This is a genomic window from Cohnella baijiui, from assembly GCF_020731285.1.
GTDB lineage: Bacteria > Bacillota > Bacilli > Paenibacillales > Paenibacillaceae > Cohnella.
On record NZ_JAJFOW010000015.1, the window covers coordinates 100,914 to 121,223 of the forward strand.

At 63.4% G+C, this 20,310-nt stretch carries 12 protein-coding genes; all 12 read left to right on the plus strand.

The window, feature by feature from the left end; translation table 11 throughout:
- Positions 1-48 precede the first annotated feature (48 nt).
- Positions 49-3,150 carry an extracellular solute-binding protein gene (locus LKX83_RS15880; RefSeq protein ID WP_227883262.1) on the plus strand — a complete coding sequence of 1,034 codons (3,102 nt, stop codon included), beginning with the start codon at positions 49-51 and terminating at the stop codon, positions 3,148-3,150.
- Positions 3,147-4,133 (plus strand): carbohydrate ABC transporter permease, encoded by a 987-nt coding sequence (locus LKX83_RS15885; protein WP_227883263.1) that lies wholly within the window; start codon positions 3,147-3,149, stop codon positions 4,131-4,133. Before LKX83_RS15880 ends, LKX83_RS15885 begins: the two co-directional genes overlap by 4 nt.
- 46 nt (positions 4,134-4,179) lie before the next feature.
- On the plus strand, positions 4,180-5,055 hold the full coding sequence (locus tag LKX83_RS34415; protein WP_227883264.1) for a carbohydrate ABC transporter permease: 876 nt from the start codon (positions 4,180-4,182) through the stop codon (positions 5,053-5,055).
- Positions 5,056-5,070: 15 nt separating this feature from the next.
- Complete coding sequence (locus tag LKX83_RS15895; RefSeq protein ID WP_227883265.1) at positions 5,071-7,143, plus strand: YIP1 family protein; 2,073 nt, start codon at positions 5,071-5,073, stop codon at positions 7,141-7,143.
- Positions 7,136-9,445, plus strand: coding sequence for a DUF5696 domain-containing protein (locus LKX83_RS15900; protein WP_227883266.1), 2,310 nt, complete (start codon positions 7,136-7,138; stop codon positions 9,443-9,445). Before LKX83_RS15895 ends, LKX83_RS15900 begins: the two co-directional genes overlap by 8 nt.
- Positions 9,442-10,323: a carbohydrate ABC transporter permease gene (locus LKX83_RS15905; protein ID WP_227883267.1), complete on the plus strand. Its 882-nt coding sequence runs from the start codon at positions 9,442-9,444 to the stop codon at positions 10,321-10,323. The genes LKX83_RS15900 and LKX83_RS15905 overlap by 4 nt, the downstream gene beginning before the upstream one ends.
- Positions 10,324-10,335: 12 nt before the next feature.
- On the plus strand, positions 10,336-11,319 hold the full coding sequence (locus tag LKX83_RS15910) for a carbohydrate ABC transporter permease (protein WP_227883268.1): 984 nt from the start codon (positions 10,336-10,338) through the stop codon (positions 11,317-11,319).
- A 13-nt stretch (positions 11,320-11,332) separates the two neighbouring features.
- Positions 11,333-12,799: a glucoamylase family protein gene (locus LKX83_RS15915; RefSeq protein ID WP_227883269.1), complete on the plus strand. Its 1,467-nt coding sequence runs from the start codon at positions 11,333-11,335 to the stop codon at positions 12,797-12,799.
- The gene (locus tag LKX83_RS15920) at positions 12,792-15,206 is read left to right on the plus strand and encodes a beta-galactosidase (protein WP_227883270.1); all 2,415 of its coding nucleotides are present in this window, start codon (positions 12,792-12,794) and stop codon (positions 15,204-15,206) included. Before LKX83_RS15915 ends, LKX83_RS15920 begins: the two co-directional genes overlap by 8 nt.
- A gap of 822 nt (positions 15,207-16,028) precedes the next feature.
- On the plus strand, positions 16,029-17,285 hold the full coding sequence (locus LKX83_RS15925; RefSeq protein ID WP_227883271.1) for a glucoamylase family protein: 1,257 nt from the start codon (positions 16,029-16,031) through the stop codon (positions 17,283-17,285).
- Positions 17,286-17,465: 180 nt separating this feature from the next.
- Entirely contained in the window at positions 17,466-19,643 is a 2,178-nt protein-coding gene (gene bglX, locus LKX83_RS15930; protein ID WP_227883272.1) for a beta-glucosidase BglX, read from the plus strand.
- Positions 19,644-19,712: 69 nt separating this feature from the next.
- Positions 19,713-20,310: hypothetical protein (locus tag LKX83_RS15935; RefSeq protein WP_227883273.1), on the plus strand; the 598-nt coding region annotated here is incomplete at its 3' end.

The following is a 20,310-nucleotide window of genomic DNA, read 5'->3' on the forward strand; positions in this document are numbered from 1 at the left end:
CCCTCCCAAACGGGGAGGGATCGTTTCCGCCGCAGGGGGAGTGAGGACATGATGAGAAGGATGAGGGCCGCCTTGCTGGTCCAGATGCTGCTGCTCGGGGCCGTCGGCCTGTCCGGCGTGACCGGGCCGGCGCCTCTCGCGCACGCGATCGGCGACAAGCCGGCCGCGGGGGACGAACGGGCGGCCGACAAAGAGGACGTGCTCGACGCACTGTTCGGCGGCAAAAAGGGCGACGCGAAGGGCGAAGCCCCCGCCGGGCAGGCGGCGAATCCCGAGAAGACGCCGGATGGAGCGGCCGCGCAGGTGACGGAGGCGGATTACTTCGACGTACTGCGCGAGTGGGAGAAGGAGAGCGTCCGGCCGGCCGATACGTTCGAGCAGGAGGTGCCGCCGTCGGCGCTCCTCGTCGAGGGCCGTCCGGCGACCCTGGCTGCCGCCTCGGACAGCGAAGGATACGGCAGCCCGGCGTTTCGGTGGGACGAGACGACCCCTTCGGTTTCTTTTCATGTCCATGTTCCTCGTGACGGGCTGTATACGATAAAGGTCGACTACTATCCGCTCACCGACAAGGTCATCGCCATCGAGCGCGGCCTGCAGATCGGCGGCGCATACCCTTATTTCCAGGCGAGACAGTTCAAGCTGCCCAAGATTTGGCGCAACGAGGCGTATCCGTTCGCCCGGGATCTGCTGGGCAACGACGTGCTGCCCGACCAAGAGATGCTCGCCGGCTGGCGTACGCAGGAAGTGTCGGATGCGGCGTCCGCGGACGACCGCGCGCTGCTGTTCCGCCTCCGGGCCGGCGACAACGAGATCTCCCTCCCGTACGTGAGCGAGCCGATCCTGCTCGGCCGGATCGTCGTCGCGAGCCCGGAGACGGTACCGGCGTACGCCGAATATGCGGCGGCCATCGGTTCGGAGGAGGCGCAGAGCGCGATCGAAACGGTGGAAGCCGAGGACATCGCGTGGAAAAACGAGCCGTTCATTCGCGCCCAAGCCGACGGCGACCCGTCCGCGGTTCCGTACACCCCGGACAGCATGCGGCTGAACGCGATGGGGGGAGATTCCTGGCAGGTGAGCGGCCAGGAGGTCGCTTGGAAGTTTAAGGTGCCGCAGGACGGCAACTACCGGATCGCGGTCAAGTACAAGCAGATCGAGATCAAGAGCGACTCGGGCACGGACATGCCGGTGTATCGCTCGGTGCGGATCGACGGCGAGCTGCCGTTCGAGGAAATGCGGCAAGTGTCGTTTCCCTACGAGAAAAACTGGACGAATCGCGTCCTTTCGGATGAAAAAGGCGATCCGTACCTGTTCCGCCTGAGCGCGGGCGAGCATACGCTCGCGATGATGGCGAACGACGTTCCCTACCGGGACACGATCTTGACGGTCAAGGATGTCATGAAGGGCGTCAACGACTTCCTGATCGAGCTGAAGATGGCGACTGGCAATACGCAGGACGCCAACCGCGACTGGGATCTCGCGGACCAGATCCCCGATGCGGCGGAGCGGCTCTCGGGCTACGCGGACCGGCTCGAGACGCAGACGGAGGCGCTGCAGCGGCGGATCGGCGGCGCGACCGACGCATCCAAGTCGATGAAAATCTCGGCGCAGATCCTTCGGGAGCTGGCCAAGGATCCGAACGCCATTCCGTACCGGACGTCGCGGCTGAACGGCGGTTCCGGCTCCGTCATGCAGCAGCTCGGCAAGACGCTCGCCAAGCTGCCGAACCAGCCGCTCACGATCGACCGGCTCTACATTTACGCGGACCGCAAGCTCCCGTCCGCCCACGCCGGCTTTTTCAGCCGGATGAAGTCGAACGTGTCGGTGTTTTTCGGTTCCTTTACCAAGGACTACGCCAAGATCAACGACAACGGGGACGACGCGCTGCAGATCTGGGTGAACCGACCCCGCCAATATGTCATGGCGATGCAGCAGCTGGCGAACGAGGAGTTTACGAAGCAGACGGGCATCAAGGTATCGTTCTCGCTCATGCCCGACGAGACCAAGCTCATCCTCGCCAACGCGGCGGGCAATTCGCCGGATGCCGCCTTTTCGATCAATACGGCCACGCCGTTTAACCTGGCTTCCCGGAACACGCTGACCGATCTCAGCCGATTCCCGGATTACGCGGAAATCGCGGAGCGGTTCGCGCCCGGCACGATGCTGCCGTACCAGTTCAATGGAGGGACCTACGCGCTGCCGGAAACGCAGGATTTTTGGGTGCTTTTCTACCGCAAGGACATTATGGACGCCCTGAAGCTGCCGGTCCCCGACACGATGGAGGACGTGAAGCGGATCCTGCCGGATCTGCAGCGCTACGGCCTGAACTTCTTCGACCCGCTCGCCCTGACCGGCGGGAACAAGCAGATCTGGCTCACCTCGCCGTTTATCTACCAGCACGGCGGCGAGCTGTTTGCGCCGGACGGCGGCAAGACCGCGATCGACAGCGAGAACGCCATCGCCGGGATCAAGGAAATGACGGACCTGTTCACCGTGTACAATCTGCCGCTGAACGTGCCCGTCTTCTACAACCATTTCCGCGACGGGAGCCTGCCGATCGGCATCTCGAACATCACGACCTACATCCAGCTGATGTCGGCCGCGCCGGAAATCAGCGGGCTGTGGAAGATCGCGCCGATGCCCGGCGTGAAAAACGCGGACGGCGTCGTCGAGCGCTGGGCGGCCGGCACCGCGCAGACGTCGATCATCTTCAAGAACAGCAAGCGCCAGGAGGATGCCTGGAAGCTGCTGAAATGGTGGACGTCCGAAGAAACGCAGATCCGGTTCGGCAACCGGATGCAGACGATCTACGGGCCGACCTTCATGTGGAATACGGCCAATCTGAAGGCGTTCGAGCAGATGGCGTGGCCGTCCGAGCATATCAAGGTCATCCAGGAGCAATGGCGGTGGCTGAAGGACACGCCGCACGTGCCGGGCGACTATATGCTGGAGCGGCAGCTCAGCGACGCGTGGAACAAGATCGTCTTCGACGGGGTGAATCCGAGGCGGGCGATCGAGGATGCGACCATCCTGACGAACCGCGAGCTGGCCAAGAAGCTGCAGGAGTTCGGGTTTATGAAGGACGGCGAGTGGATCAAGCCGCTTCAGATGCCGACCATGCCCGAGCCGGAAAGGCGGGAGAGCAAGCCATGAACGAAACGACGCTGGGAAAAAAGGGCCTGCGGGCCGCGCGATCGCCGGTTCCTCCGGATGCGGACGCCGCCCCCGTGCCGCAAAAGCGGATAAAGCGCGCGCTGAAGGAAGAGCTGTCGGCATACGCCTTTCTCGCGCCGTACCTGATCCTGTTCTCGCTGTTCATCGTCGTCCCGGTCTGCGCGGCCATCGGCCTGTCGTTCACCTACTTCAATACGGTGGAGCGGCCCAGGTTCATCGGCTTGGAGAACTACGTGAACCTGCTGACCCAGGACAGCGAATTCATGATGTACGTGCTGCCGAACACGATCAAGTTCGCGCTGCTGGTCGGTCCGGGCGGCTACATCCTGTCGTTCTGGCTGGCTTGGCTGCTGGCGCAAATCCCGCGACGATCGCGGACGGTGCTGGCGCTTGCGCTTTACTCGCCGTCGATGACGGCGGCCGTCGCGATGGCGGTCATCTGGCTGACGCTGTTCAGCGGCGACAGCGCGGGCTACCTGAACGCCCTGCTGCTGAAAATCGGGCTGATCGACGCCCCGATCCAGTGGACGCAGTCGCCTCATTACCTAATGCCGATCATGATCGTCGTCACGCTGTGGAACAGCATGGGCGTCGGCTTCCTCGCCATGATGGCCGGCATTCTGAATATCAACAAGGAAATGTACGAGGCCGGCTATATGGACGGCATCAAAAACCGGCTCCAGGAGGTGTGGTACATTACCATCCCCTCCATGAAGCCGCAAATGCTGTTCGGCGCGGTCATGGCGGTAGTCGGCACCTTCCAGGCGGGCGAAATCGGCGTGCAGCTGTCCGGCACGAACCCGACGCCCCAATATTCCGGCCAGCTCCTGATCAACCATATCGCGGACTATGGCTTCATCCGCTACGACATGGGCTACGCGTCGGCCATCTCGGTCGTGCTGCTGCTCGTCATTTACGGCTTCTCCAAGGTCGCTTGGCGGCTGTTCGGCGACAAGGACTGACTCGCGCGCCGGCGTTCGATCAATCTCGCGTTAAGAAGGTGATCCGGTGGCTTCCTTTCACGGCAACAAGATCAATCCGAGCCGCTTCGGCATCGGCCAGGTCAAATTCTTCGTCTTCCTGATCCCGCTCGGCATCGTCATGATTTTGCCGATCGTGTTCATGTTCTCGCAGGCGCTGAAGCCGCTCGACGAGCTGTTCCTGTTCCCGCCGACCTTCCTCGTCCGCCAGCCGACGATCGAGAATCTCGTCTCGCTGCTCAGCCTGAAGGACATGTCGGTCATCCCGGTGACCAAGTATCTGTTCAACAGCGTTGTCGTCTCCGTCTCGGTCGTGGCGCTGGCGCTGCTGACGAGCGCGATGACCGGCTACGCGCTGTCCAAGAAGAAGTTCAAGCTGCGCAAGACGCTGTTCGAGATCAACACGATCGCCCTCATGTTCGTGCCGGCGGCGGTGACGATCCCTCGGTACCTGATCGTGGAGAAGCTCGGGCTGATCAATACGTACTGGGGGCACGTCCTGCCGCTCCTCGCGCTGCCGGTCGGCGTGTTTCTGGTCAAGCAGTTCGTGGACCAGATTCCGAACGAGCTGATCGAAGCGGCCGCGATCGACGGCGCTCGAGATACCGCTGTGTTCCTGCGAATTGTCATGCCGCTCATCAAGCCGGCAATGGCCACCGTGGCGATCCTCGCGTTCCAGACCGTGTGGAACAATGCCGAGACGTCCAGCTTGTACATGAGCAAGGAGACGCTCAAGACGTTCGCCTTTTACATGACGACGCTGAGCACGACGATCGGCAACAACGTGGCGGGCCAAGGCGTGGCGGCCGCGGCGGCGCTGGTCATGTTCGTCCCGAATCTCATCATCTTCATCTTCATGCAGAGCAAGGTGATGGATACGATGGCGCATTCGGGGCTGAAGTAGGGAGGGGAGACGGACATGTTCAACTGGAAACCGATGCTGGTCGCGGCCGTGATCGTCTCGCTGCTGACGATCGCCCTCCCGGCGCCCGCCAGCGCGCAGTACGTCTCCTTCACGTTTAAGCAGGACGGCCAGCCGCGCCTGACGCAGACCGCCTATGTGCCGATGGGCGCGCTCGACGGCTACGGCATGTTCGGCGACGGCGCGGCCGTCCGCGAGGAGAGCGGCGAGATCACGGCGGCGCTGGACCAGCCGCAGGATCTGTTCATCGACGGGCGCGACCATCTGTTCGTCGCGGATACCGGCAACAGCCGCGTCCTGGAGCTCGACGAGCGCGGCCGGCTCGTCCGCATCTTCGGCGAGGGCGAGCTTGAAGATCCTACGGGCGTATACGTCGACGATTCCGGCCGTCTTTACGTGGCCGATGCCGGCGCCGAACAAATCGCGATTTACGACGCCGAGGGCAAGCGGGTCAAGTCGATCGGCAAGCCGAAGTCGCTGCTGTACGGCCAGAGCAACGCGTTCAAGCCGAAGAAGGTCACGGTCGACAAACGCGGCAACCTGTACATCGTCGGCGAGGGGCTCATCCAGGGACTCGTGGAGCTGAGCCCGGAAGGCGACTTCCTCGGCTACTTCGGCGGCAACCGCGTCGGCTTCAGCCTGGAACGGGCGCTGCAGCGGCTCTTCTTTACCCAAAGGCAGCTGAGCCAGCTTTCGCAGAAGCTGCCGCCGTCCCCGTCCAACGTCGCGGTCGGCGACGACGGGCTGATCTTCACGGCGACGGTCGGCCTCGAAGGGGCCAGCGTCAAAAAGCTCAACGTGGCGGGGGACAACCTGCTGCGCTCGTCCTCGTACATGAGCCCGAACGTCGCGGACCTGACCGTCGACCGGGCGGGCAACGTCTATGCGACGGACGCGACGGAAGGGATGATCTTCGTCTACGACAAGGACGGCAGCCTGCTGTTCGCCTTCGGCGGGATCGACTCCGGCTACCAGAGCCTAGGCTACTTCACCTCGCCGTCGGGCATCGCGGTGAACGCCGGCGGCTTGTTGTACGTGCTCGACAAGGAGCGGGGCAACATCCAAATATTCAAGCCGACGCCGTTCGCGCAGCTGGTGTTTCGGGCGACCTCGCTGTACCTGGACGGCAAGTACGTGGAGAGCCTCGAGCCTTGGCGGCAGGTGCTGCGGCTGGACAGCATGTTCGACCTCGCCCACGTCGGCATCGGCCTCGCTTACTACAAGCAGGGCAAGTTCGACCTCGCGTTCGAGGAGCTGAAGCTCGCAAAAAACGCGGGCGAGTATTCGAACGCCTACTGGGAGCTCCGCCGCGCCTGGTTGATGAAGCACGTGTCGACGGCGATCCTCGTCCTCGCGGGCGCCCTCGTCCTATGGACGGTCGCCAGGCGGCTGTATCGCAAGTTCCGGTTCGGCGCGCCCGCCGTCGAGGCGTGGAGGAGGTTCCGGCAAATCCGGCTCGTTCGCCAGCTGCTGCACGTCTTCCGGATGCTGCGCCATCCGATCGACGGGTACGAGGAACTGACCGGCGGCCGCGCTTCGGTGCTGTCGGCGACGATTCTGCTGTTTGCGATCGCCGGCGTCCGCTTGTACGAGGTGTATCAGACGAGCTTCCTCTTCAGCGGCACCGACCCGCTGCGCGTAAGCCTCGTCTCCGAGCTGCTGAAGCTGTTCGTCCCGCTTTTCGCCTGGATCGTGTGCAACCATCTCGTCAGCATCATCAACGACGGCGAAGGCAAGTTCCGTGACGTGTACAAAGGATCGATCTACGCGCTCAGTCCCTATCTGGTCATGGGCGTGCCGCTGGCTTTCCTGTCCAAGGGGCTCACGCTGATGGAGGCGGTCGTCTACGACTACGGCCGACTGTTCATGATGCTATGGTGCGTCGTGCTGTTCCTCCTCATGGTCAAGGAGATTCACGGCTACGAGCTCAAGGAGACGTTCAAAAACGTCGCGATCACCTTGTCCGGCATGGCCGTGATGGCGCTTATCGCTTTTATCTTCTTCGGCTTGTCCAGTCAGGTGTGGGATTTCGTGCGCAGCATCGCGGAAGAGGTGAAGTATCGTGCCTAAACGGAAAGCAATCGTACGCATCGGCCTCGCGCTGCTCGCCGCGCTTCTTGCCGGGTCGATCGCCCAGGCGTTCGGCGAGACGGCCAAGCAGCCGGCGCAGTCCGGCGTTCCGGACGCGCAGGAGGAACTGGCGTTCTTTCAGTCCAACCGCTTCACGGGGCCTGAACCGACGGATCGGCAGGCGCCCGGCCGGCCCGTCGGCCAGGGATATCGGCAGATCGGCGACAACGGCAGCCTGGAGCTGTACATGAACATGCAGACGTACGCGATCCAGATCAAAAACAAAGCGACCGGCTACGTCTGGTCCTCGGTCCCGAACGAAGAGGCGATGGCGCAGGAGCAGCTGAACGACGACTGGAAAAACGCGATGCTGTCGCCTTTCCTGCTAACGTACTTCGACGCGGAGGACGAGGCGCTGGCCACGAGCAACTTCCGCTCGCTTCAGGGCAAAGCGTCGTCCTCGAAGCCGGTCCCGAACGGGATGGAAGTGACATACGCGTTCGCGGATCTCGGCATCCGGATGACCGTGCGAACGTCTCTGGACGAACGCGGACTGGTCGTCTCGCTGCCGGCCGACGGGATCGAGGAGTCCGGGAACGGCCGATTGGCCTCCGTCCAACTCTATCCGTTTCTCGGCTCCGTCCGGCGGGCGGACGTGCCGGGTTATCTGTTCATCCCCGACGGGAGCGGCGCGCTCATCCGCTTTACCGATCACCAGACCCGGTTCGACGAGCCGTACGTCGGACAGATCTACGGGAACGACGCGGCGACCGTCGGCTTTCAGTGGGCGAACCGGGTGTCGTATCCGGTATTCGGCATCGTCCACGGCGTCCGGCAAAACGCGCTCATGGGCACGGTGGAGCAGGGACAGGCGAACGCGGCGATCGTCGCCTATCCGAGCGGCGTGAACACGAGCTTCTACTGGGTGTCGGCCCGCTTCGACATCCGCTACGCCTACTTCCAGCCGACGAGCCAGTCGATGGGCGGCATCAACGCCTTTACGAAGCAGCTGACGGAAGGCGACAAGGAAGTCCGCTACGCCTTCCTGAGCGGCGAAGACGCCGATTACGCCGGCATGGCGGCGGCCTATCGCGCCTCGCTGCAGGCGAAGGGCATGCTGCCGAGCGGCGGCGCGGTGCAGCCGGAGGCCGGGGACGTGCCCGTGCAGATCGACTTCCTGGGCGGCGACATCGAGCCCGGCATCGTGGGCAAGCATGTAATCAAGCTGACGTCGTTCGCGGACGCGCAGGCGATCCTGGCGGATCTCGAGCGACAGGGCGTCCGCCGCGTCACGGCGGTGCTTAGAGGTTGGAACGCCGGGGGCCTGAACGGCGCCCGGCCCGCCAAGCCGTCGTACGCCGCCGAGCTCGGCGGCAGATCCGGCTTCGAGGCGTTGCGGGATTATGCGTCCGAGCGGGGGATCGACCTGCATCTGGACACCAACTACACGGACCTGCTCGAAGGCAGCCCGCGGACGAGCATTCGGTCGGACGCGGTGCGCATGGTGACCGACCGGCTGGCCGAGTACAACTACGTGAGCCGGTTCGTCAGCGATCTGTACCGCGACATGAAAGGCTACCTGCTTCGCCCGGCGACCGCGCTGCGCCTTGCGACGCGCGACTTCGAGACGTTCCAAGAGGACGGGCTGACGCATCTGGCCCTGAGCGGAACGGGCTACCTGCTGTATGCCGACTACGGCGCCAAGAAGACCGTCACCCGGACCGAAGCGGCCGGCATGTACGGCAAGCTGGCGGACGAGGCGGCCAAGCGGTCGCTGAAGCTCGCGATCGCCCAGCCGAACGATTACATGCTGAAGCATGCCGCCGCCGTCCTCGACGTCCCGATGGAGTCGTCGCAGTTCATGTACACGACCGACACGGTGCCGTTTGTCCAGATGACGCTCCACGGCCTCGTAGACTACTACGAAGACTACGCCAACCACCAGGCCGATCCGACGGAGAGCTTGCTGCGCATGATCGAGTACGGCGCCTATCCGTCGTTCATCGTCACCAAGGAGCCGTCCTGGAAGCTGCAGAACACGCCATCGAGCGAGCTGTTCTCGACGGCGTACGAGGACTGGGCGCCGGAGATCAAACGGCTGTACGACAAGGCGAACGAGGCGCTGAAGCCGGTACGCGGCGCATACATGACGGGCCGCTCGGTGCCGGCGTACGGCATCGTCCGGGTCGGCTACGCCAACGGCGTCGACATCTGGGTGAACTACACCGGACAGGACTACGCCGACGGAGCGGTCCGCGTGCCCGCCCGCGACTTCGCCGTGACGGGAGGGGATCGCGCATGAAGCTGAAGCTGAACAAGCCGCGCCGCGAGGCGCTCATCGGCTACTTGCTCGTGCTGCCGTGGATCGTCGGGTTCCTGCTTTTTATGGCGTACCCGCTGTATTTCTCCCTGTTCATGAGCTTCCATAAAGTCGCGATCACGCCTTACGGCATCGACACGACGTTTCGGGGCTGGGACAACTACAAGGACGCCTTCCTGACCGACCCGGATTTCATCCAGAAGCTGCTCCTGTTCGTCAAGTCGACGGTCGTCATGATTCCGATCGTCATCGTGTTCTCCCTGTTCGTCGCGCTGCTCATCAATCAGCCGATCCGCGGCCGGCAGTTTTTCCGGGCGATCTTCTTTTTGCCCGTCGTCATCACGAGCGGGGAGGTCGTGCAGGAGCTGTTCGCCCAGGGGGCCGCGACGATCCCGTTGATGGACCAGTCCGGCGTGATCGCCTACCTGGAGAACAACTTGTCCGCGACGTGGTCCGCGCCCCTGATCGACGTCATCAACCGGTTCATTCTGATCCTGTGGTACTCCGGGGTGCAGATCCTCATCTTCCTGGCGGCGCTGCAGAAGGTGAACACCCAGGTGTACGAGGCGGCGGCGATCGACGGCGCTTCGCCGTGGGTGATTTTCTGGAAAATCACGCTGCCCGAGGTCAAGCCGTTCATTCTCGTCAACCTCATTTACACGACGGTCGATCTGTTTACGAACACGTTCAGCGACGTCATCAAGCTCATCCAGGACAACATGTTCCAGGTGGGCACGGGCTTCGGCTATTCGAGCGCGCTGGCGTGGATCTTTTTCGCCGTCATTCTGCTCGTGCTGCTGCTCGCCGTCTGGCTGTTCCGCAATCGGGAGAAAACGGCCTACGCCGGATCTGGAAGATAGGGGGGGACCGACATGCACCATCCGAAAACGGACGAACGCCCCTTGGGCACGGGCCGGACGGGCTGGCGAAAGGAAGCGCGCCGCTGGACGGACAAGACGAAGCATCTGCTGTGGGGACGCCAGGGCAACGACGGGCTTCTGTTGAAGACCGTCGTGTACGCGCTGCTCGTCATCGTCGGCTTCGTCTACGTGTACCCGCTGCTGTTCATGACGTCGCAAAGCTTCAAGAGCCTGAAGGACCTGCTCGATCCGACGATCGGCTGGATTCCCCGGCAGCTCGAGTGGAGCAACTACACCCAGGCGTGGCATGTGCTGCACTACATGCAGGCGCTCGGCACCTCGCTCCTGAATTCCGTCCTGCCCGCGATCGCCCAGACCGTCTCCTGCGCGATCGTCGGCTACGGCTTCGCCAAATACAAGTTTCCGGGCAAAACGGTGCTGTTCGCGCTCATGCTGATCACGTTCGTCGTGCCCAAGCAGGTCGTCATGATTCCGACGTTCCTGATGTTCAAGGAGTACCACATGCTGGAGACGCCGCTGCCGTTCATCGTGCCGGCGCTGTTCGCCCAAGGGTTGCGCGGCGCGCTGTTCGTCCTCATCTTCGTCCAGTTTTTCCGCACGATTCCGGACGCGCTGGAGGAGGCGGCTCAGATCGACGGAGCGGGGGCGCTGAAGACGTTCTACCGCATCATCCTGCCGATTTCGGTGCCGGCCGTCGTTGTCGTGTTTCTGTTCTCGATGGTGTGGCACTGGAACGAAACCTATCTCTCCTCGCTGTATCTGGGCAACGCTATGACGACGCTGCCGCAGGAGCTGAAGACGTTCAACGACTCGTTCAAGGCGATGTACACGGGCGGAGCGAAGATCACGGACGTCAACGAGGCGATCCGGATGGCGGGCACGCTGCTGATCGTGCTGCCGCTGCTGGCGCTGTATCTGTTCGCGCAGCGGTACTTCACGCAGGTCGTCGACAAGACGGGGCTGACGGGCGAATGAAAGGAGGCGGACCATGCCGCGAAAGGGGCAAGAGCGGAGGGCGACGGCGGCACTTCGGGCGGGGCTGATTCCGGCCGAGGCGCCGAGGCAGCCGGCGAAGCGCGCGGGCCGCGGGCCGCGCCTCCGGGAGCCGCGCCTCCGGAGGCTGCTGCCGGCGCTGCCCGCGCTGGCGCTGCTGATCGGCTTGGCGGCGCTCCTGGGCGGATGCGCCAAGAGCGAAGCGCCGAACCGCGCGGTCGCGACGGCTCGGCCGGACGCCCGGACGGAGGAGCTGCTGGAGCGCGAAAGCCGCGCGAGCTTCGACTTCTTCTGGCGCGAGGCCAATACGGACGCCGGGAGCGCCGGATACGGCCTGATCGCGGACCGGGCGCCCGGCAACCCGGGACTCGCGAGCGTCGCCTCGACCGGCTTCGGGCTGACCGCCCTGCCGATCGGGGCCGAGCGGCGGTGGATCGGCCGCGACGAAGCCCGGGAGCGGGCGCTCGGCACGATCGACACGCTGCTCAGCCGGGCGGCCAAGGAGCACGGCTTTCTGTACCACTTTCTGAATCAGGCGGACGGCTCGCGCGCGCCCGGCAGCGAGGTATCGGTCATCGACACCGCCATCGCCGTGAACGGAGCCCTGGTGGCAGGCGTCTACTTCGGCGGCGAAGTGGAGGCCAAGGCGCGAGCGCTCGCGGAGCAGGTGGAGTGGCCGTGGTTCCGCGATCCGGAGAGCAACCGTTTTTACATGGGCTATTCGCCTGAAGAAGGCTTCTCCGGCCATTGGGATTTCTACGCCGAGCAGCTCATGATGTACATCCTGGGCGCGGGATCGAAGACGCATCCCGTAAGCGGCGACATGTTCTACGCCTTCCAGCGGGACAAGCGGGCGTACGGAGAGGGCGAGCCTTTCATCCACTCGTGGTTCGGCTCGCTGTTCACGCACCAGTTCTCGCATGCGTGGTTCGACTTCCGCGGCTATACGGACCGCGAAGGCGTCGACTGGTGGGCGAACTCCGTCGCGGCCTCCGAGGCGAGCCGCCGGTACGCGATCGATCAGTCGGGCGTATACCGGACGTTCGGTCCGAACGCCTGGGGGCTGACGGCAAGCGACAGCCCGGACGGCTACAACGGCTTGTTCGGCTCGCCTCCCTCCGGCTTCGACGACGCGCAGCATCGGACGGACGGGACGGTGGCGCCCGCGGGCGCGCTCGGGTCGCTGCCGTTTACGCCCGAGGCGTCGCTGGCGGCGCTCGCCCACTACATGGGCAAGCCCGCGCTCTGGGGTCAGTATGGCCTGGCCGACGCCTATAACGAAGACGCCGAGCCCGTCTGGGTCGATCCGGACGTCATCGGCATCGACAAAGGCATTACGCTGCTCATGATCGAGAACTATCGGACCGGCCGGGTATGGGATTGGTATATGCAAAGCGATATCGTCCAAGCCGGCGCGGAGGCGGTCGGCCTGACCGCCAAGAAGGGAGACGCCTATGATTGAGATTGCGCGCAAGCAGATCGTGATCGACGGCCGTCCGACGCTGCTCCTTTGCGGAGAGATCCATTACTACCGGCTGCGCCGGGAGGAATGGCAGGATCGGCTCGACAAGCTCATCCTGGCCGGCTGCAACGCCGTCGCCAGCTACGTGCCGTGGCTGTGCCACGAGGAGACGGAGGGAGAGATCGACCTCGAGGGCCGGACGCGCCCCGAGCTCGACCTTGGCGGCTTTATCGACCTGTGCCGGGACAACGGGCTATACTTTTTCCTCCGACCGGGACCGTTCATCATGGCGGAGATGAAAAACGAAGGGCTGCCCTACTGGATCTACCGCAAACACCCCGAAATCATCCCGTTTGGGTGGGACGGCCGACCGGCAACGACGAAGACGGCGGACTACCTGTCCTACGGCTTTCTCATCGAGACCCGCCGCTGGTACGAAGCCGTCATGGCGGTCGCAGCGCCCCGGCTGCAGCCGAAGGGCGGCAACATCGTCGCGATTCAGCTGGACAACGAAATCGGCATGCTGTCGTGGGTCAGCAACGGACCCGATCTGACAGAGCGCGTCCTGGAAGACTTCGCCGATTGGCTCGAGGACCGCTATCCAGCCGAGCAGCTCGAACGCCGCTATCCGTTCGATTTCCGGAGCCGGGAAGCCCGCCGTACCGGCGTCCGTTCACCCGAGGAGGATTACGCGCCCGCGCTGCATACGGACTTGGGGTATTACATGCGCCACCGGTTCTCGCGGTACGTGGACATCCTGCGGGATTACGCCGAAGCCTACGGGGCGGAAGGCGTGCCGTTCGTGGTCAATATCCACGGGACGGGCGGCGGCAGGGGCTTTACGTTCCCGATCGGCATCAGCCAGCTGTACGAGTCTTACGAGGGCAAGAAAGGCGTCCTCTCCGGCTCGGACATTTACTTCGGCGATCTGAACATGGATTCGTTCCAGGACCTGTACCTGATCAACGCCTTCATGGACGCGGTCCACGACGCCGATCAGCCGCTGACGTCCGTCGAGTTCAACTGCGGGGACGGCAACTTCGGCGAGACGTATGGCTCGCGCTACGATCCGTCGGCGGCGGATCTGAAAATGCGGATGTGCGTCGCGCAGGGTCATCGTCTCGTGAACTATTACCTGTTCGCGGGCGGACGCAACGGCGTGCTGGATCAGCGTCCGGGAGACGGCAACGATCGCGCCGCGTTCACGGGCGAACGGCACGGCTTCGCTGCCCCCGTCGGGCCGGACGGCGAACTGAACTATACGTTCCCCCGGATGGCCCGGGGCATTGGAGCGGTCATGGCCGTCTCGGACAAGCTCGCGGTCATGGACGAGGAGCGGGATGCCGTTTCCTTCGCGTTCATCCCGGACTACTACATGACGGAGTCCCGATATCCGGGCAGCCCCGTCATGCAGGAAATCCACGACAACCTGTCGGCCAACCGTGCCCATTGGGGCTGGGAAACGCTCGGACGGGCGATGCTGCTCGCCGGCTACCGGTTCGGCGCCGTCGACATTCAGAACAAGCCGCTGCGCCCGGCGGACGTGCCGGTGCTGGCGCTGCTGTCGGCCAAGTATATGGACGGCACCGTTCAGCGCAAGCTGGCCGACTACGTGAGAGAGGGCGGCGGGCTGCTGCTCTACGGGGAGGTGCCGCTCCGCGACATGGAGGGCCATCCCTGCACCGTGTTGGCCGATGCGCTCGGCCTGCGGTTTCTCGAGGAGCACCGCGAGTCGCCGAGCTACTACCCTTCGGTGCTTAGCGAAGGGTGGGCGGCGCCGCGGCCGGAGGTGCGCACGTTTTTCGCACAGACGTTCGAAGCAGGGGCGGACGCGGCGGCGGTCTTCCGTTTGTACGGCAGCGGTCAGGCGTGCGGCTTCGAGCTGGCGGCCGGCCGCGGCAGGGCGATCGTCCTGACCGCCCGCTACCGGACGGATATCGACTTGTACCGCACCGCTTTGGAGCGGTTGGGGGCGAAGCCGGGGCTGACGCACGATTGCCCGCATCACGGCATCTTCCTCACGTCCATGCGTTCGCCGGCGGGCGAGCGGTTCATCCACCTGCTGAACCTGGACGGTCTGGACAAGTCGTTTCGCCTCTACGAGAACGGGAACCCCCTGTTCGGCGGCCGCGAATTGACGCTGGCCGGCCGGGACGGCGTCATGCTGCCGGTGAACGTGACGGCGAGCGGGGCCAAGATCCGCTGCTCCAGCGCCGAGATTGAAGGCATAGAGCCTGACGCCATCTCCTTCCGGCTGACGCAGGCGGAGGACTGGATCGAGCTCGAGACGGATCGCGGCATTGCGGAAAGTCCCGACTATCGCATCGAGCGCGACGGGGCCGTCGTGCGTATCCGGTCGGCCAAGCATGCGAAGGTCGACGACCGGCTGACGGTTCGTTTCGCTTGAGGGGACGGGCGGATGAGCGGACGGGCGGACGGCGAATGAGCGGGAGGAACGGGACGGATGGGATGGATGGGACGGGCTGGACGGACGGAACGGGCTGGACGGGATGGACGTACGGACTGGACGGTACGGAACAGGCTGGACGGACGGGATGCGGTCGTTCCGAGCGAACAACGAGGCTGCGGCCCAATGTGAATATGAATTTTCGAATACAATCGCGGAATTCCGGGGCTGCGGCGCCGTATGGATTTTCGAATACAATCGCACGATTCCGGGGCTGTAGCGCAGTATGGATATGCTTTTTCGAATACAATCGCGCGATTCCGGGGCTGTGACGCAGTATGGATATGATTTTTCGAATACAATCGCACGATACCGGGGCTGTAGCGCAGTATGGATATGATTTTTCGAATACAATCGCGTAATTCCGGAGCTGTGGCGCAGTACGAGTATGATTTTTCGAATACAATCGCGTAATTCCGGAGCTGTGGCGCAGTACGTGTATGATTTTTCGAATACAATCGCGCGATTACGAGACTGCGGCCCAATGCGAATATGAATTTTCGAATACAATCGCGGAATTCCGGGGCTGTAGCGCAGTATGGACATGATTTTTCGAATACAATCGCACGATTCCGGGGCTGTAGCGCAGTATGGATATGATTTTTCGAATACAATCGCGGAATTCCGGGGCTGTGGCGCAGTATGGATATGATTTTTCGAATACAATCGCGGAATTCCGGGGCTGCGGCGCAATATGGATATGATTTTTCGAATACAATCGCGGGTTGCACCGAGAGTTCGACTGAAAGAGGAGGAAACGGGATGGAGAGAACGACCGACGAACGGAAAGCGGCGATGGAGCAAAGAGGGGGCCTGACCGACGAGCAGCTGCTTGATTTGGAGAGCAGACGGAGCTTCGGCTTTTTTTGGGAAGAGGCCAATGCCGATCCGGCGAGCCGGGGTTACGGACTGATCCGCGACCGCGCGCCGGGGCTGCCGAATATGGCGAGCATCGCTTCGGTCGGCTACGGCCTGACGGCGCTGGCGATCGGTGCCGAGCGAGGCTGGGTGACGCGCGAGGACGCTTATGAGCGGGCCCGAGGCACGCTGCACACATGTCTGCATCATGCGGCGCAGCGACACGGCTTCTTTTTCCACTTTCTCGATATGAACACGGCCGAGCCGTACGGGGGCTGCGAAGTGTCGGTCATCGACACGGCCATCTGCATTTGCGGCGTGCTGGCGGCCGGCGAATATTTCGGCGGAGAGGTGCGCGAACTCGCGAAGGCGATCTACGAACGCGTGGAGTGGGATTGGTACCGGAACCCCGAAACGAACCAATTTTACATGGGCTACGACGACGCAAAGGGGCAGCATTTCGGTACCTGGGACCATTATGCGGAGCAGTTCATGATGTACTTCCTGGGGGCGGCATCCCCGACGTATCCGGTGCCGGCCGACATGTTCGACGATTTCGTGCGGTACGTCGGCTATTATGGCGACCACGGACCGGTCATTCACAGCACGGGAGGCGCGCTGTTCGTCTACCAGTTCTCCCACGCCTGGTTCGATTTTCGCGGGCGCAAAGATCGCAGAGGCATCGACTGGTTTGAAAATTCCGTTCAGGCGACGCTGGCGAACCGGCAGTTCTGCATCGACCACGCCGATCGCTCCCGGACGTTCGGGCCGAATTCGTGGGGGCTGACCGCCTGCGACGGTCCGCGCGGCTACCACGGCGGCTACGGCGCGGATCCGAACACGACCAAGCGCGACTACGTGGACGGGACGATTCCGCCTTGCGGCGCGGCTGGCTCTATCGTCTTTACGCCGGAGCTGTCGATCGCGGCTTTGCGGCACTACTACGAGCAGCATCCGAAGCTGTGGGGCACCTATGGCTTCCAAGACGCCTACAATCTCGACGAGACGCCCGCCTGGTACGCGGACGACGTCATCGGCATTGACAAGGGCATCACGCTGCTTATGATCGAGAATTACCGCACGGGCTTCGTTTGGCGCCACATGATGAACACGGCGCCCGCGCAAAAGGGCATGGCGCTGTGCATGGGCGAGCAGGAATAGTCCGGGTAAGGACGAGGCAATAAGAGAGAGGCGCGCATACAAGACTAGAGATCGCGCATATTAGGCTAGAGATCGTGCATGCAAGACTAGAGATTGCGCAAGAGAGATAGAGAAGGTTGCTTAGGGACACATCGCATAAAGACACCTTAGAGAAACAGGCACCGGGAAGAGGAGCGGAATATGGACCGACAACAATTGCAATCCCTGCTAGGCCAAATGACCTTGGACGAAAAAGTCGCGCAGCTCCTGCAGCTGGCCACCCCGTTTTTCGAAGGGGCGGACGATGCGGGCATGATCACCGGACCGATGGCTTCCCTCGGCGTGACCGAGCGGGAGGTGCGCGGCGCCGGCTCTGTGCTGGGGCTGTCGGGCGCGCAGCAGGTCATCGACATCCAGACGAACCATTTGAAGTTCAACCGGCTTGGCATTCCGCTGCTCGTCATGTCCGATATCGTACACGGCTTCAAAACGATTTTTCCCATTCCGCTCGCGATCGGCTGCTCCTGGGATATGGCACTTGCGGAACGCAGCGCAGAGGTGGCGGCTCGGGAGGCGGCGGTCTCCGGCGTCCATGTGACGTTCGCGCCGATGGTAGACCTCGTGCGGGATCCGCGTTGGGGCCGCGTCATGGAGTCGACGGGCGAGGACCCCTATTTGAACGGCTTGTACGCGCGCGCCTTCGTTCGCGGCTTCCAGGGCAAGGACCTGACGGGAGACACGGACCGGGTCGCCGCCTGCGTCAAGCATTTCGCCGGCTACGGGGCCGCGGAAGCCGGACGGGATTACAACACCGTCGATCTATCCGAACGGCAGTTGAGGGAGTTTTACCTATCGGCCTACAAGGCGGCTCTCGACGAAGGCTGCGAAATGGTGATGACATCGTTCAACACGATCGACGGCATTCCCGCCAGCGGCAACCGATGGCTTATGCGCACGCTGCTGCGGGAGGAGTGGGGCTTCGACGGCGTCCTCATCTCCGATTGGGGCGCGGTGAAAGAGCTCATCCCGCACGGCGTCGCGGCGGACGAATCCGAGGCGGCGCTCAAGGCGATTCGTGCCGGCGTCGACATCGAGATGATGACGCCCTGCTACGTCCACCATCTCGCCGATCTCGTCCGGAGCGGCGCGGTGGAGGAACGCCTCGTCGACGAAGCGGCGATGCGCGTCCTGGAGCTGAAGCGGAAGCTCGGCCTGTTCGAGCGTCCGCTCCGCGGGGCGGACCCGGAGCGGGAGCGCGAAGTCGTCTTCTGCGAAGAGCACCGCGCGGCCGCCCGCGCGCTGGCCGTCAAGTCGTGCGTGCTGCTCCAAAACGACAACGACGTGCTCCCGCTCGCGCCGGCCGCCAAAGTCGCGCTGATCGGCCCGTTCGCGGGCAGCGGCGACATCCTCGGCGCCTGGAGCTGGCAGGGCGCCAAGGAAGACGCCGTCACGCTGCATGACGGATTGCTCGCCGCCGGCCTCGATCCGGCGCGACTCGTCGTCGCCGACGGCTGCGGCGTCGACGCGGCCGCCACGGCCGAGCAGCTGGACGCCGCCCTGGCGGCGGCCCGCGAAGCCGACGTCGTCGTGCTCGCGCTCGGCGAGCATGCCTGGATGAGCGGCGAGGCGAGCTGCCGCGCCGACATCCGGCTGCCCGAGGCGCAGCTCGCGCTCATCGCGGCGCTGAAGCCGCTCGGCAAGCCGACGGCCGCGATTCTGTTCAACGGCCGGCCGCTTGATCTGCATGGCGTCGCCGATCAGGTCGACGCCGTTCTGGAAGCCTGGTTCCCGGGCAGCGAGGGCGGCGCGGCCGTGGCGGAGCTGCTGCTCGGGAAGGCGTCGCCTTCGGGCCGGCTTGCCATGTCGTTCCCGTACGCGGTCGGGCAGGTGCCGGTCTACTACAACGCCTACAACACGGGACGTCCGAACGTGCCGACCGCGCCGGACCACTACGTGTCCAAGTACTTGGACATTCCGAACGAGCCGCTGTATCCGTTCGGCTACGGCCTCGGCTACACGACCTTTGCGTACGGGGAGCCGACGCTGTCCGCGAACGAGCTGACAGCCGGCGGCGAGCTGACCGTTTCCGTGCGGGTGACGAACACGGGACGTCGCATCGGCGAGGAAACGGTGCAGCTGTACGTGCGCGACATCGCCGGGGACGTCGTCCGGCCGGTCAAAGAACTAAAGGACTACCGCAAGCTCGTTCTGGCTCCGGGAGAAACGGCGGAGGCCGTCTTTACCCTCGCCGAGCCGCAGCTGCGCTATTACCACGCGAACCTGACGTGGACCAGCGATCCCGGCGAATTCGTCGTCTTCGTCGGCCCGAACAGCCGCGACGCGGCCGGTGTCCGCTTCCGACTGACCGCCGCCGTCTAACCAAGCAAGCCCCAGCAGCTTCATGCCGGGGCTTGCTTGTGTTCGTCAGGCTGCCGAGACATCCGCCGAATGAACGCCTCAATCACCAATGAAGGTAGTCTACATACGCACATTCGTCGAATGAACGCCTCAGTCACCAATGAAGGTAGTCTACATACGCACATTCGTCGAATGATCGCCCCAAGCGCCAAAGTAGGTAGTCTACATACGCACATTCGTCGAATGATCGCCCTAAACGCCAATGTAGGTAGTCTACATACGCACATTCGCCGGATGAACGCCCCAACTGCCAGTGTAGGTAGTCTGCATACGCACATTCGCCGAACGAACGCCCTAACCGCCAATGTAGGTAGTCTGCATACGCACATTCGCCCCATGAGCGCCTCAATCACCAATGTAGGTAGTCTACATACGCACTTCCGGCGGGTGAACGCCACAACCACCAATGTAGGTAGTCTACATACGCACATTCGTCGAATGATCGTCCTAAACGCCAAAGTAGGTAGTCTACATACGCACTTTCGTCGAACGAACGCCTCAAACGCCAATGTAGGTAGTCTACATACGCACATTCGCCGGATGAACGCCCCAACCGCCAGTGTAGGTAGTCTGCATACGCACATTCGCCGAACGAACGCCCTAACCGCCAAAGTAGGTAGTCTACATA